Genomic DNA, 14599 nt, shown 5'->3' on the forward strand with positions numbered 1-14599 from the left:
GGTGCTGCGCGCGAAGGGCCCGGGGCCCGCTCCCGGTCGGCGGGAAGGGGCCCCGGCACTGCTCACTGGTGCTTGTAGTGCTTGATCGACTGGTCCTTGGCCGCCTCGTCGGCGTACTTCTGGATCTTCTTGATCGTCTCGGCCGGGGTCGCGCGGCCGGCCATCATCTCGCCGATGCCGGCGACGCCGATCTTCTCCTTCTGGAGGGCGACGTACCAGTCCTGGAGGCGCGGGTTGACCACGTTCTGGCCGGCCTTCTCCAGGGCGGCGACACCGGACTTGAGGCCCGGGGAGAGCTCGATGCCGTCGGTGCCGCCGTTGAGGGCGGTCAGCGACTTCACCGACTGGGTGAAGTTCTTGGAGGAGGCCTCGCTGAGCATGATGCGCAGCTGCTCCATGCCGCCCTCGGGGTTCGCCGCCTTGGCCGGGACGATGAAGGGCTCGCCGCCGGCGGCCCAGATGGTGCCGAACGGCATCTTGTCGGAGGAGTCGATGCCGGTCGGGGCGGAGACGGCCAGGTTGAAGTCGGCCGGCATGGTCTTCGCGGCCTCGTTCTCGACCCAGGAGCCGTTCGGGATGAACAGCGCCTTGCCCTCGGTCCAGGCGGTCTGCGACTGGATGTGGTCGAGGCCCGGGGTGCCCTGGAGGATGTAGCCCTTCTTGAAGAGCTCGTAGTAGGCCTCGAAACACGCCTTGACCGCGGGGTGCTCCCAGGCCTTCGGCTCCAGGTTGTCGATCGCGTCCAGGACCTCGCGGCCACCGACCTTGGCGATCATCGGGTACAGCGAGAAGGGGATGTAGTACGGGTGCTTGCCGGCGTACGTCCAGCCCGCGATGCCCTTCTTCTTGGCCTTCTCGCAGACGGCCAGCATCTCGTCCCAGGTCTCGGGGTACTTCGCGTCGAGCGAGTCGAGGAGCTTCTGCGAGTACCAGACGCCGTAGACCGTGTAGGCGTAGTTGAGGATCCAGCACGGCTTGCCGTCGAACTGGCCCATCTCGACGATGCCCGGCCGCAGGGTGTCGCGGACCGTCTTCTTCGGGTCGTCGATGGAGGGCGCGTCGAGCAGCGGGGTGAGGTCCGCCAGCTGCTTCTGCCCGACGAGGACGCCCATGTCCATCTGCTCGGCGCCGGAGTTGTCGATGAGGTCCGGCGGGTTTCCGCCGTTGAAGCGCGGCTGGAGCGTGGTGGTGATCTTCTGGGTGGGGGTGAACTTGACCTTGGCCTTGGGGAAATTCTTCTCGTAGACCTTGACCGCGTCCTTGGCGTACTCCTGTCCGAATCCACCGTCGAAGAGGACGAAATCGAGCGGGGCCCCCTCGTTCACCGCGAGCGGGTTCTTTTCGGACTTCGTGCCCTTCTCGACCTTCCCGTTGCCACCGCTGTCGCTGCTCGCACAGGCGGACAGGAAGCTCATCGTCGGCACCGAGATCAGACCGATAGCGGCGGAACGCTTGATCAGATCGCGACGGCCGAGGCCGCCCTCATTGGTCTGTGCGGAGGTGGATCCCATGCTCAAGTCCTCGCCTTCATTCAGGACTCAGGCGGTGTACCGGTCGCCCGTACTACTCGCTCGCCACAGGCGAAGGGCCCCGCCACCGCGGTCATTTGCAGCCGGGTCGTGCAGGCGTCGGGCCGTCGTCCGATGGAAACGACTGGCTGGACGCCGACAGGTATAGTCCACTTCCCTTCGCCGGAGCAAGATCGAAAGCAGGTTTTCACGGCCATCTTTCCCGAGTTGAGACCTGCCGGATAAGCACGCTGGATCTGCGGCGTTTCGTCCAACCATTCGTCGGACAACACCCTTGACACGCAACCCGAGTTACCCGTACGGGGCCCTCCCGAGGCACCCCCAAGGCGGACCGGTCGGACGCGAACCGACAAAATGGACATACGGTCTTGGATCGAAACAGTTGTGTCACAAACCAGTTGCCCGGTGAAGATCCCGTAAGAAGGATCCTGGATCATAGAGGTTCCGCCGCCCCTGCCCCCTTCGGGCACGCGTGGCGGCACCTGCCTTATTCCACTCGGAACTGGAGTACTACGTGGCCAAGTCTTCTGGCCTGAACCGCACGGGCGTCCTCTCCCGTATCACGGTCGCCGCGATAACCGCGGCCCTCGTGGGCACCACCACGGCCGCGGTCGCGGCCGACGCTCCCCAGCCCGCCCGTTCGGCCTCGGCCGTCCAGAAGGCGGCGCCGAAGGCGAGCACCTTCTCCGCGTCCGCCGCCTCCGCCGTCGCCGATGGCGAGCTGCGTGGCGTGGACAGCAACGGCTGGCAGTGGGCGTACGTGCCGAACGGCACGGGCGGCTTCGAGGCCCGCCAGTACGGCGGCAGCGGTTGGAAGTACACCAACCAGCTCACCATGGCCGACCAGAACGGCGACGGTCACAGCGACGGCATCTGGAACGTCACCGGCGGCAACCTGGGGTGGCTGCCCTGGGACTCGTCCGAGGTCAAGCTCGGCTCCGGCTGGGGTGTCTTCAACAAGGTCGTCTCGACCGGCAACCTGGGCGGCGCCGCCGCTCCGGACCTGCTGGCGCGCGACTCCTCGGGCAAGCTGTACCTGTACCTCGGGTACGGCAACGGCAAGCTCGCCCCGCGCACCCAGATCGGTACCGGTTGGAACATCTTCAACCAGATCACCGGCAAGGGCGACCAGAACGGCGACGGCAAGGACGACGTCATCGCCCGCGACAAGGACGGCTACCTCTGGCTGTACCCGGGCACGGGCAACTACCTCAAGCCGCTCGGCCCCCGCGTCAAGGCGGGCAACGGCTGGAACGGCCTGACCTTCGTCTCCCCCGGTGACGTCGACTTCGACGGCATCCCCGACGTGGTCGCCCGCGACTCGTCCGGCAAGCTGTACCTGTACCCGGGCTCGGGTGTCGCGTACCCCGCGTTCAAGCCGCGCAAGCAGATCGGCACCGGCTTCGGCGCGTACCGCCTGCTCTTCACCTGACGCGACGCGCCCAGGCGGCGCGGTCAGTGAAAAACCGAACGGGCCCCGCTCCTCTTCCGAGGAGCGGGGCCCGCTTCGTGCTACCGGATCCTGTGGCGTCAGCCGCGGATCAGGTTGCGGAGCACGTACTGCATGATGCCGCCGTTGCGGTAGTAGTCCGCCTCGCCGGGGGTGTCGATGCGGACGACCGCGTCGAACTCGACACCGGTGTCGGTGGTGACCTTGACCGTCGACGGGGTGGTGCCGTCGTTCAGCTCCGTGACGCCCTCGATCGAGAAGGTCTCCTCGCCCGTCAGGCCGAGGGAGTCGGCCGTCTGGCCGGCCGGGAACTGGAGCGGGAGGACGCCCATGCCGATGAGGTTCGAGCGGTGGATGCGCTCGTACGACTCGGTGATGACGGCCTTGACGCCGAGGAGCGCGGTGCCCTTGGCGGCCCAGTCGCGGGACGAACCGGAGCCGTACTCCTTGCCGCCCAGGATGACCAGCGGGGTGCCGGCGGCCTGGTAGTTCTGCGAGGCGTCGTAGATGAAGGAGACCGGGGCACCCTCGACGGTGAAGTCGCGGGTGTAGCCGCCCTCGGTGCCCGGCGCGATCTGGTTGCGCAGGCGGATGTTGGCGAAGGTGCCGCGGATCATGACCTCGTGGTTACCACGGCGCGAGCCGTAGGAGTTGAAGTCACGACGCTCCACACCGTGCTCGGTGAGGTACTTGCCGGCCGGGGTGTCGGCCTTGATGGCACCGGCCGGGGAGATGTGGTCGGTGGTGACCGAGTCGCCCAGCTTGGCCAGGACGCGCGCGCCGACGATGTCGGTGACCGGGGTGGTCTCCATCGTCATGCCCTCGAAGTAAGGGGGCTTGCGGACGTAGGTGGACTCGGCGTCCCACTCGAAGGTGGAGCCGGTCGGGATCGACAGGGCCTGCCACTGGGCGTCGCCCGCGAAGACGTCCTGGTAGGACTTGTTGAACATGTCCTCGCCGATCGCGTTCGCGACGACGTCGTTGACCTCGGCCTCGGAGGGCCAGATGTCGGCCAGGTAGACGGGCTTGCCGTCCTGGTCGACGCCGAGCGCGTCCTTGGTGATGTCCACCTTCATGGAGCCCGCGATGGCGTACGCGACGACCAGCGGCGGGGAGGCCAGGTAGTTCATCTTGACGTCGGGGTTGATGCGGCCCTCGAAGTTGCGGTTGCCCGAGAGGACCGAGGTCACGGCGAGGTCGTGCTCGTTGACCGCCTTGGAGACCTCCTCCGGCAGCGGGCCGGAGTTGCCGATGCAGGTGGTGCAGCCGTAGCCGACGAGGTTGAAGCCGACCTTGTCGAGGTACGGGGTGAGGCCCGCCTTGTCGAAGTAGTCGGTGACGACCTTCGAGCCCGGGGCGAGGGTGGTCTTGACCCACGGCTTGCGGGTCAGGCCCTTCTCGGTGGCCTTCTTGGCGACGAGGGCGGCGGCGACCATCACGTACGGGTTCGACGTGTTGGTGCAGGAGGTGATCGCGGCGACGGTGACGGCGCCGTGGTCGATCGTGTAGGTCGTGCCGTCGGGGGCGGTCACCTCGACCGGGTTCGACGGGACGCCGTTGGAGACGGCCGGGGCGTCGGAGGCCGGGAAGGACTCCTCGCCGGCCTCGTCGGCGGTGGCGACGTAGTTGCGGACGTCCTGGGCGAACTGCGCGGCGGCGTTCGCGAGGACGATGCGGTCCTGCGGGCGCTTCGGGCCGGCGATGGAGGGGACGACCGTGGAGAGGTCGAGCTCCAGCTTCTCGGAGAAGTCGGGCTCGGCGGCCGGGTCGAGCCAGAGGCCCTGCTCCTTGGCGTACGCCTCGACGAGCGCGACCTGCTGCTCGGAGCGGCCGGTGAGCTTGAGGTAGTTCAGGGTCTCGCCGTCGATCGGGAAGACCGCGGCGGTGGAGCCGAACTCCGGCGACATGTTGCCGATGGTGGCGCGGTTCGCGAGGGAGGTGGCGGCGACGCCCTCACCGTAGAACTCGACGAACTTGCCGACGACGCCGTGCTTGCGCAGCATCTCGGTGATCGTGAGGACCAGGTCGGTGGCGGTGGTGCCGGCCGGCAGCTCGCCGGTCAGCTTGAAGCCGACGACGCGCGGGATGAGCATGGAGACCGGCTGGCCGAGCATCGCGGCCTCGGCCTCGATGCCGCCGACGCCCCAGCCGAGCACACCGAGGCCGTTGACCATGGTGGTGTGGGAGTCGGTGCCGACGAGGGTGTCGGGGTACGCCTGGCCGTTGCGGACCATGACCGTACGGGCCAGGTGCTCGATGTTCACCTGGTGGACGATGCCGGTGCCCGGCGGGACGACCTTGAAGTCGTCGAAGGCGGTCTGGCCCCAGCGCAGGAACTGGTAGCGCTCCTTGTTGCGGCCGTACTCCAGCTCCACGTTCTCCGCGAAGGCGGAGTTCGTGCCGAACTTGTCGGCGATGACGGAGTGGTCGATGACCATCTCGGCCGGGGAGAGCGGGTTGATCTTCGCCGGGTCGCCGCCGAGCGCCGCGACGGCCTCACGCATGGTGGCGAGGTCGACGACACAGGGCACACCGGTGAAGTCCTGCATGATCACGCGCGCCGGCGTGAACTGGATCTCCTGGCTGGGCTGCGCCTGCGAGTCCCAGTTGCCGAGGGCCCGGATGTGGTCGGCGGTGATGTTCGCGCCGTCCTCGGTGCGGAGCAGGTTCTCCAGGAGGACCTTCAGGCTGTAAGGGAGGCGCGCGGAGCCCTCGACCTTGTCCAGCTTGAAGATCTCGTACGACTCGTCGCCCACGCGCAGCGTGCTGCGGGCGTCGAAGCTGTTCGCCGACACGACAGTCTCCTTCATATATGTGCGCGTTCCACCACATCCTGCCGCCACGTACACGTCGTCGATCCGCTAAGGTAAGGCTAAGTTAGGTAACCCTTACCAGCATGGTGGCGGCGGTGCGCCTCGGCAGATATCTCGATGTCGAGATAACTCTAGTACATCACCGCCGCACGGTCATGCCTGGCATGCGGCGGATCCATGCGAGATCCGGGCCCATCCCGTACGCATACGGCGCACACCACGTCCGGACGCGCCCCGATTGCCCCGGCCCGCCCCCCGGCCGACGATCGAGCCATGTTCAGCGGCGCGCATGTGATTCTCTACACCCGGGACGCGGAGGCGGACCGCGCCTTCCTCAAGGACGTCGTCGGCTTCGAGCACGTGGACGCGGGGGGCGGCTGGCTCATCTTCAAATTGCCACCGGCCGAAATCGCCGTACACCCCACCGAAGCGGACGAACCGACGACCGAGATGTACCTCATGTGCGACGACCTCACGCACACGCTCATGACGCTGGAGAGCCGGGGCGCGCACATCTCACAGACCATCACCCCGCGACGCTGGGGCCTGGTCGCGGCGGTACGGCTGCCGAGCGGCACCGAACTCCCCCTGTACGAACCGCGGCACCCGACGGCCAAGGACGCCTCACCCTGACGGCCTACCCCAATGACGGGGTCCATCTCATATCTGAGATAACGTGACGCCATGGCAGACGACTACCTCGTACGCATCGGCAAGCTCATCCGTGACGCCCGGCAGCACCGCGGCTGGACGCAGACGCAGCTCGCCGACGCGCTGGCCACAAGCCAGAGCGCCGTCAACCGGATCGAGCGCGGCAACCAGAACATCAGCCTTGAGATGATCGCCCGGATCGGCGAGGCCCTCGACAGCGAGATCGTGTCCCTGGGCTACGCGGGCCCCATGCACCTGCGAGTGGTCGGCCGCCGCCGCCTCTCCGGCTCGATCGACGTCAAGACCAGCAAGAACGCCTGCGTCGCGCTGCTCTGCGCCTCGCTCCTCAACAAGGGCCGCACCGTCCTGCGCCGCGTCGCCCGCATCGAGGAGGTCTTCCGGCTCCTCGAAGTCCTCAACTCCATCGGCGTCCGCACCCGCTGGATCAACGACGGCGTCGACCTCGAGATCGTGCCGCCCGCCGAGCTGGACATGGAGTCCATCGACGCCGAGGCCGCGATCCGCACCCGCTCGATCATCATGTTCCTCGGCCCGCTGCTGCACCGCATGGACCGCTTCAAGCTGCCGTACGCCGGCGGCTGCGACCTCGGTACGCGCACGATCGAGCCGCACATGATCGCCCTGCGCCGCTTCGGCCTGGAAGTCACCGCGACCGACAACCTCTACCACGCCCAGGTCGAGCGCTCCGTCTCCCCCGACCGCCCGATCGTCCTGACCGAACGCGGCGACACCGTCACCGAGAACGCGCTCCTCGCCGCCGCCCGCCACGACGGCGTCACCGTCATCCGCAACGCCTCCTCCAACTACATGGTCCAGGACCTCTGCTTCTTCCTGGAGGCCCTCGGCGTCCGGGTCGACGGCATCGGCACCACCACCCTGACCGTGCACGGCGTCCCCCAGATCGACGTCGACGTCGACTACTCCCCCTCCGAGGACCCGGTCGAGGCGATGAGCCTGCTGGCCGCGGCGGTCGTCACGGAATCGGAACTGACCATCCGCCGCGTCCCCATCGAGTTCATGGAGATCGAACTCGCCGTCCTCGAGGAAATGGGCCTCGACCACGACCGCTCCCCCGAGTACCCGGCCGACAACGGCCGCACCCGCCTCGTCGACCTCACGGTCCGCCCCTCCAAACTGGAGGCGCCGATCGACAAGATCCACCCGATGCCCTTCCCGGGCCTCAACATCGACAACGTCCCCTTCTTCGCCGCCATCGCCGCGACCGCCCAGGGCAAGACCCTCATCCACGACTGGGTCTACGACAACCGCGCCATCTACCTCACCGACCTCAACCGGCTCGGCGGCCGCCTCCAACTCCTCGACCCCCACCGCGTCCTCGTCGAAGGCCCCACCCGCTGGCGCGCCGCCGAAATGATGTGCCCCCCGGCCCTCCGCCCCGCCGTCGTCGTCCTCCTCGCCATGATGGCGGCCGAAGGCACGTCGGTCCTCCGCAACGTGTACGTCATCAACCGGGGTTACGAAGACCTCGCGGAGCGCCTGAACTCGATCGGCGCGCAGATCGAGATCTTCCGGGATATCTAGCGAGCCCGCACCGACAAACGGGGTAGTGGCGGCTGGAGCGCCTTCCAGGACCTCAGTTGACGACAGCGTTGAAGGCGCGGCCCCCGGCGGGATTGGTTTCCTGCCGGGGGCCGCGTCGCGTGCTTGGTGGGGTCAGCCTGGGAGCATGGGGGTGCCGCCCTTGAGGCGTTCGAGGTCGGAGGGGCGGACTTGGATGACGAAGAGGGCGAAGAGGGCGGCGATGATGGCGAAGGCGGCGGCGGTGATGAAGCCGGCGGTGACGCCGGAGGTGAGGACTTGGTCGGCGTAGGGAGGGGGGAGTTGGCCGGTTTCGGAGAAGCGGGCTTTTTCGAGGGGGCCGGCTTGGGAGAGGAAGGCGGGGACTTGTTTGTCGGCTTCGTTGCGGCTGGCGGTGCCGAAGACGGTGACGAGGATGGAGAGGCCGAGTGAACCGCCGACTTGTTGCATGGCGTTGAGGAGGCCGGAGGCGGCGCCGGATTCCTGGGGCTCGACGTTGGAGAGGGCCATGATGGTGAGGGAGACGAACATCAGGCCCATGCCGAGGCCGAAGACGAGGATCGGGCCGAGGATGCTGCCGGCGTAGGTGGAGTGGACGTCGGTGAGGGTCAGCCAGGAGAGGCCGGCGGCGGCGAGGACCGAGCCCGTCACCATGAAGGGCTTGGGACCGTATCTCGGCAGGAGGTTGGAGGTGAGGCCGGCGCCGACGCCGATGATGGCGCTGACCGGGAGGAAGGCGACGCCGGTCGCCAGCGGGCTGAAGCCCAGGACCTGTTGGACGAACAGGGTGAGGAAGAAGAACATGCCGAAGATCGCGGCCGCGAGCAGCAGCATGATGATGTAGGTGCCGGAGCGGTTGCGGTCGGCGAACATGTGGAGCGGTGTGATGGGCTGCTGGGAGCGGCGTTCGATGAAGATGAACGCGGCCAGGAGGACGACCGCGGCGCCGAACGAGCCGATCGTGTAGGGGTCGGTCCAGCCTTCCTGTGCGGCCCGGATGAAGCCGTACACGAGGGCCACCATGCCGAGCGTGGAGGTGAGGGCGCCGGCGAGGTCGAAGTGGCCGGGGTGCCGCTCGGACTCCTTGACGTGGCGGGGTGTGAGGAGCGCGATGACGAGGGCGATCGGGACGTTCACGAAGAAGATCCAGCGCCAGTCGAGCCATTGGACGAGCATGCCGCCGGCGACCAGGCCGATCGCGCCGCCGCCGGCCGAGACGCCCGCGAAGACGCCGAAGGCCCGGTTGCGTTCCGGGCCTTCGTCGAACGTGGTGGTGATCAGGGAGAGCGAGGTCGGTGAGGCTATCGCGCCGCCGACGCCCTGGAGGGAACGGGCGGCGAGGAGTTGCCACTCGCTCTGGGCGAGGCCGCAGAAGAGGGAGGCGAGGCCGAAGAGCAGCACGCCGAAGATGAAGACGCGGCGGCGTCCGAGGATGTCGCCCGCGCGCCCGCCGAGGAGCAGCAGGCCGCCGAAGGTGAGGGTGTAGGCGTTGACGACCCAGGACAGGCTGGTCGTGGAGAAGTCCAGGGCGCTCTGGATGTGCGGGAGCGCGATGTTCACGATCGTGATGTCGAGGACGACCATCAACTGGCAGGACGCGATCACGAACAGGGCGATGCCCTTGCCGTCACCGCCCTTGTCCGTGGTGGCGGCAGGTGCCGGGGTCGTCGGCTTGGGTGTACTCATTGGGGCGCCTCGGGTACTCGCCTGGTGAGTGTGCCGTGGGCCGGTCAGTCCACCTTTCGACCCTAAGCCGTCCCCGTACGGGTGACCAGTTGATCAAGCGGGCGCCGGCTCGTCGAGGACCGCGAAGCCGTCCAGCTCCACGCGCGCCTGCTCGTCCCAGAGGCGTACGACTCCGATGACCGCCATCGCGGGATAGTCACGTCCCGCCAACCGGCGCCAGATCCTGCCCAGTTCGCCCGCGTGGGCGCGGTAGTCGTCCACGTCGGTGGTGTAGACGGTGACGCGGGCGAGGTCGGCCGGGGTGCCGCCGGCGTGGCGCAGGGCGGTGAGGAGGTTGCCGAGGGCGGTGGTGAACTGCTCGGGGAGGGTGTCGCCGACGACCTTGCCGGCCGTGTCGAGGGCGGTCTGCCCGGCGAGGAAGACGAGGCGGGTGCCGGTGGCGGTGACGGCGTGCGTGAAGCCGGTGGGCGGGGCGAGTTCGGCGGGGTTGTGCCGGTGCAGGCTCATGCGGTCGGCTCCTTCGGGCGGTAAGGCTCCGGCGGGCGGTGTGCGGCCTTCGGGCCTTGCGCGGCCGCCGCGCCCGGCGGCTCCTCCGTGTCCCGTCGCAGTTCTGCGTAGAGCTCCTTGGCGATGATCGTGCGTTGGACTTCGGTGGCGCCTTCGTAGATGCGGGGGGCGCGGACTTCGCGGTAGAGGTGTTCGAGGAGGTGGCCGCGTTGGAGGGCGGTGGCGCCGTGGAGCTGGACGGCGGCGTCGACGACGTATTGGGCGGTCTCGGTGGCGAGGAGTTTGGCCATGGCGGCGCGGCGGGGGACGTCGGGGGCGCCGGTGTCGTAGGCGGTGGCGGCGGCGTAGACGAGGAGGCGGGCGGCCTCGGTGCGGGTGGCCATGTCGGCGATGCGGTGGGAGACGGCCTGGAGGTCGGCGAGGACGCCGCCGAAGGCGGGGCGGGCGGCGGTGTGGGCGAGGGCGGCGTCGAGGGCGGCCTGGGCCATGCCGACGGCGAAGGCGCCGACGCTGGGGCGGAAGAGGTTGAGGGTGTTCATGGCGACCCGGAAGCCCTGGTCGGGTGCGCCGAGGAGGTCGTCGGGGGTGACGGGGACGCCGTCGAAGGTGAGGGTGCCGAGAGCGTGCGGGGCGAGCATGTCGAGGGGTTCGCCGCCGAGTCCGGGGCGGTCGGCGGGGACGAGGAAGGCGGTGACGCCGCGGGCGCCGGCGCCGGGGGTGGTGCGGGCGAAGACGGTGGCGAAGTCGGCTTCGGGGGCGTTGGAGATCCAGCGTTTCTCGCCGTGCAGGTGCCAGCCGCCGTGGCCGTCGGGGACAGCGTCGAGGGCGAGGGCGGCGGCGTCGGAGCCGGCGCCCGGTTCGGAGAGGGCGAAGGCGGCGACGGCCCGTCCGGCGGTGACCTCGGGGAGCCAGCGGGCGCGCTGGGCGGGGGTGCCGAAGGCGGCGACGGGGTGGCCGCCGAGGCCCTGGAGGGCGAGGGCGGTCTCGGCCTCGGTGCAGGTGTGGGCGAGGGATTCGCGCAGGAGGCAGAGTTCGAGGGCGCCGGCGTCGAAGAGGCGGGCGAGGAGGCCCAGCTCGCCGAGGGCGGCGACGAGGGGGCGGTTGACCCGGCCGGGTTCGCCCTTCTCGGCGAGGGGCACCAGGCGTTCGGCGGCGAGGGTGCGGAGCTCCGCACAGCGGGTGATCTGTTCCGGATCGAGCGAGAATGCGGGCATGTGGGCCCTCTCTGACGCCCTGGGGCGTCTTCGTCCCTGTGCCGTCCGGCGGGTGCGGTCCCGCGCCTTCCGGCGGCCTTGTCGCGAACCGTTGACTGCCGTCACCAACACGATACGCTCGTGTGGCGCTGAGCGACCCCACCACGACAGGGGGACGGACTCATGGAGCTGACACCCTCGGCCCACCTCGACACCTTCGCCCGGGACCGGCTGCCGCCGCCGGACCGGTGGCCGCGACTCCTCTTCGACCTGCCGGAGCTCGCCTACCCCGAGCGGCTCAACTGCGGGACGGAGCTGCTCGACCGTACGGTGGAACGATTCGGCCCGGACCGGCCCGCCTTCCACGACGGCGAGGGCGGGATCTGGAGCTACGGGGAGCTGAAGGACCGGGTCGACCGGATCGCCCATGTGCTCACCTCTGACCTGCGGGTCAGACCCGGCAACCGGGTCCTGCTGCGCGGCCCCACCACCCCGTGGCTGGCCGCCTGCTGGCTGGCCGTGATGAAGGCGGGCGCGGTGGCCGTCACCGTCCTGGCCCAGCAGCGGGCGCCCGAACTGGCGGTCATGGCGGACACGGCCCGCTGCACCCACGCCCTCTGCGACGCGCACGTCCTCGACGAACTCCTCCAGGCCCGGATCCCCGGGCTCCGCGTCACGCCCTTCGGCGGCGACGGACCGGACGACCTGCTGGCCCTCGCGGACCGCCGCCCGGGCCCGTACGAGGCGGTGGCGACGGCCGCCGACGACGTCGCCCTCATCGCCTTCACCTCCGGCACCACCGGACGCCCCAAGGGCTGCGTCCACTTCCACCGGGACGTCCTCGCCGTCGCCGACACCTTCTCCGCGCACGTCCTGCGCCCGCTGCCCGACGACGTCTTCGCCGGTTCGCCGCCGCTCGCCTTCACCTTCGGGCTCGGCGGGCTCGTGGTCTTCCCGCTGCGCGCCGGCGCGAGCGCGGTCCTGCTGCCCCAGGCGGGACCGAAGCAGCTGCTCGCGGCGATCGAGAGGCACCGGGTCTCGGTGCTCTTCACGGCCCCGACGGCCTACCGTGTGATGCTCGGCGAGCTGGCCGACGGCACCGCGCGCGACGTGAGCTCGCTGCGCCGCTGCGTCTCGGCCGGCGAGAACCTGCCGGAGGCGACCTGGAAGGCCTGGTACGCCCGCACGGGCCTGCGCCTGATCAACGGGATCGGCGCGACCGAGCTGCTGCACATCTTCATCGCCGCCGCCGACGGCGACATCCGCCCCGGCACCACCGGCCGCCCGGTCCCCGGCTGGCAGGCCAGGGTCGTGGACCGGGACGGCCGGGGCGTCCCGGACGGCACGGAGGGGCTGCTCGCGGTGCGCGGCCCGGTCGGCTGCCGCTATCTGGCCGACCCGCGCCAGGCCGAGTACGTACGGGACGGCTGGAACGTCACGGGCGACACGTACGTCCGCGAGCCCGACGGCTACTTCCGCTACGTCTCGCGCGCCGACGACATGATCATCTCGGCCGGGTACAACATCGCGGGGCCGCAGATCGAGGAGGTGCTCCTCGACCACCCTGACGTGGTGGAGACGGCGGTGGTGGGCCGCCCCGACGAGCTGCGCGGCCAGGTCGTGGTCGCGTACACGGTGGTACGGGACGGGGTGCCGCGCGACGCGGGCACCGCGGCCGCGCTGCGGGCCTTCGTGCGCGCCCGGCTCGCCCCGTACAAATCGCCCCGGGAGATCGTCTTCCTGGACGCGCTCCCCCGCACGGCGACGGGCAAGCTCCAGCGGTTCCGGCTGCGCGAGGAGGCGTGAGAGCAGGTGCGAGAGCAGGTGCGAGAGGGGGTGTGGGAGGGGGTGTGAAGCGGGCGGGGTCGGGGCCGGCCGGCGGGACACCCCCTAGAGTGATCACGTGGCCGAGCAGCACACTCCCCGTTCCCTGATCGTCTCCCTCTACGGCGCCTACGGCCGTGCGCCCGACGGTGCGCCGGTGCCGGTGGCCGGGCTCATCCGGCTGCTCGCGGCGGTGGGGGTGGACGCGCCGTCGGTACGGTCGTCGGTGTCGCGGCTGAAGCGTCGGGAGCTGCTGCTGCCGGCCCGGACGGCGGAGGGGGCGGCGGGTTACGCCCTGTCGGAGGACGCCCGGCGGCTCTTGGACGACGGGGACCGCCGGATCTACGCCCGTACCGAACCGAAGCTGTCCGAGGGCTGGGTCCTGGCGGTCTTCTCGGTGCCCGAGGCCGAGCGGCACAAGCGGCACCTGTTGCGCTCCCGGCTCGCCCGGCTCGGGTTCGGGACGGCGGCGCCGGGTGTCTGGATCGCGCCGGCGCGGCTGTACGACGAGACCCGCAACACCCTGGAGCGGCTCGGGCTCTCGCCGTACGTGGACCTCTTCCGCGGCGACCACCTGGGGTACGCGGCGACGGCCGACGCGGTGGCCCGCTGGTGGGACCTGCCGGCCATCGCCGCTCTCCACGAGGAGTTCCTGGCCGCCCACGAGCCGGTGCTGCGGGCCTGGCGGACGGAGCCCGGCGGCGCCGAGGACGCCTACCGGGCCTATCTGCTCGCCCTGGACTCCTGGCGCCGTCTGCCGTACGCCGACCCCGTCCTGCCGGCGGAGCTGCTGCCCGACGACTGGCCCGGCCGCCGCTCGGCGGAGGTCTTCGCGGCCCTGCACGAGCTGCTGCGCGACCGGGGCGCGGACTTCGTGCGGTCGCTCCTGTCCGGCGACACCCCCTAGCCCCGGTTCCGTGCGGTCAGGGAGCGCAGGAGGCAGGCGAAGGCGGCGGTGGTGAGGACCGCGCGGACGGTGTTCCAGGTGACCCAGGGGCCTTCGAAGTCGGCGCGGGCGGCGACGGGGTCGGTGGCGGAGGCGAGGGCGTCGTTGAGGGGGACGTTGACGGCGGAGGTGACGAGGAAGACGGCGACGGCGAGGAGGAGTCCGGCGAGCGTCCACACGCGGGCGCGGGTGGCGCGGTGCTGCCAGGCGGCGACGGCCGCGAGGAGCGGGGCGCCGAAGAACACCGCGAAGAACAGCGGGTTCTGGATGACGTCGTTGATGTCGCGCATCACCTGGACGTAGACCCGGTCGTCGCTGCGGGCCAGCGCCGGCATGACCGAGCAGACGTACGCGAACCACACCCCCGCGAGGATTCCGTTCGCCGCCGTCGCCGTGCCGAGGACCGCTCCGGCACCCTTCCCGCCCCTGTTTTCTGTCAT

General features: G+C 70.0%; 11 protein-coding genes. 5 read left to right on the plus strand and 6 right to left on the minus strand.

Going from position 1 to position 14599, the window contains the following annotated elements; all coding sequences use genetic code 11:
• Window positions 1-62: 62 nt before the first annotated feature.
• Entirely contained in the window at window positions 63-1511 is a 1449-nt protein-coding gene (ngcE, locus tag ACZ7G1_RS33620; RefSeq protein WP_470878519.1) for an N-acetylglucosamine/diacetylchitobiose ABC transporter substrate-binding protein, read from the minus strand.
• A gap of 532 nt (window positions 1512-2043) precedes the next feature.
• Here ngcE and ACZ7G1_RS33625 point away from each other — a divergent pair.
• Window positions 2044-2961, plus strand: a complete 918-nt coding sequence (locus tag ACZ7G1_RS33625) for an FG-GAP repeat domain-containing protein (protein WP_470878517.1) — start codon at window positions 2044-2046, stop codon at window positions 2959-2961.
• A 98-nt stretch (window positions 2962-3059) separates the two neighbouring features.
• Here ACZ7G1_RS33625 and acnA read toward each other — a convergent pair whose 3' ends face one another.
• Window positions 3060-5774 carry an aconitate hydratase AcnA gene (gene acnA / locus ACZ7G1_RS33630; protein WP_470878515.1) on the minus strand — a complete coding sequence of 905 codons (2715 nt, stop codon included), beginning with the start codon at window positions 5772-5774 and terminating at the stop codon, window positions 3060-3062.
• Window positions 5775-6065: 291 nt separating this feature from the next.
• Between acnA and ACZ7G1_RS33635 the strand changes: the two genes are divergently transcribed.
• Together ACZ7G1_RS33635 and ACZ7G1_RS33640 are read left to right on the plus strand one after the other, a co-directional pair.
• Window positions 6066-6425 (plus strand): VOC family protein, encoded by a 360-nt coding sequence (locus tag ACZ7G1_RS33635; protein WP_470878513.1) that lies wholly within the window; start codon window positions 6066-6068, stop codon window positions 6423-6425.
• 51 nt (window positions 6426-6476) lie between these two features.
• Entirely contained in the window at window positions 6477-8006 is a 1530-nt protein-coding gene (locus ACZ7G1_RS33640) for a helix-turn-helix domain-containing protein (RefSeq protein WP_470878511.1), read from the plus strand.
• A gap of 132 nt (window positions 8007-8138) precedes the next feature.
• On the opposite strand, the gene ACZ7G1_RS33645 is transcribed toward ACZ7G1_RS33640, so the two are convergent.
• The 3 genes from ACZ7G1_RS33645 to ACZ7G1_RS33655 form a co-directional block, all read right to left on the minus strand.
• On the minus strand, window positions 8139-9689 hold the full coding sequence (locus ACZ7G1_RS33645) for an MFS transporter (protein ID WP_470878509.1): 1551 nt from the start codon (window positions 9687-9689) through the stop codon (window positions 8139-8141).
• A gap of 93 nt (window positions 9690-9782) precedes the next feature.
• Complete coding sequence (locus ACZ7G1_RS33650; RefSeq protein ID WP_470878507.1) at window positions 9783-10196, minus strand: RidA family protein; 414 nt, start codon at window positions 10194-10196, stop codon at window positions 9783-9785.
• Window positions 10193-11410, minus strand: coding sequence for an acyl-CoA dehydrogenase family protein (locus ACZ7G1_RS33655; protein ID WP_470878505.1), 1218 nt, complete (start codon window positions 11408-11410; stop codon window positions 10193-10195). The genes ACZ7G1_RS33650 and ACZ7G1_RS33655 overlap by 4 nt, the downstream gene beginning before the upstream one ends.
• Before the next feature lie 162 nt (window positions 11411-11572).
• Between ACZ7G1_RS33655 and ACZ7G1_RS33660 the strand changes: the two genes are divergently transcribed.
• A complete protein-coding gene (locus ACZ7G1_RS33660; RefSeq protein ID WP_470878503.1) occupies window positions 11573-13195 on the plus strand; it encodes an AMP-binding protein in 1623 nt (540 codons plus the stop codon).
• Between the two features lie 97 nt (window positions 13196-13292).
• Window positions 13293-14120, plus strand: a complete 828-nt coding sequence (locus tag ACZ7G1_RS33665) for a PaaX family transcriptional regulator (protein ID WP_470878500.1) — start codon at window positions 13293-13295, stop codon at window positions 14118-14120.
• On the opposite strand, the gene ACZ7G1_RS33670 is transcribed toward ACZ7G1_RS33665, so the two are convergent.
• Window positions 14117-14599 (minus strand): anthrone oxygenase family protein, encoded by a 483-nt coding sequence (locus ACZ7G1_RS33670; RefSeq protein ID WP_470878496.1) that lies wholly within the window; start codon window positions 14597-14599, stop codon window positions 14117-14119. The genes ACZ7G1_RS33665 and ACZ7G1_RS33670 overlap by 4 nt on opposite strands.

It is taken from the genome of Streptomyces sp. NPDC037273 (assembly GCF_055603625.1).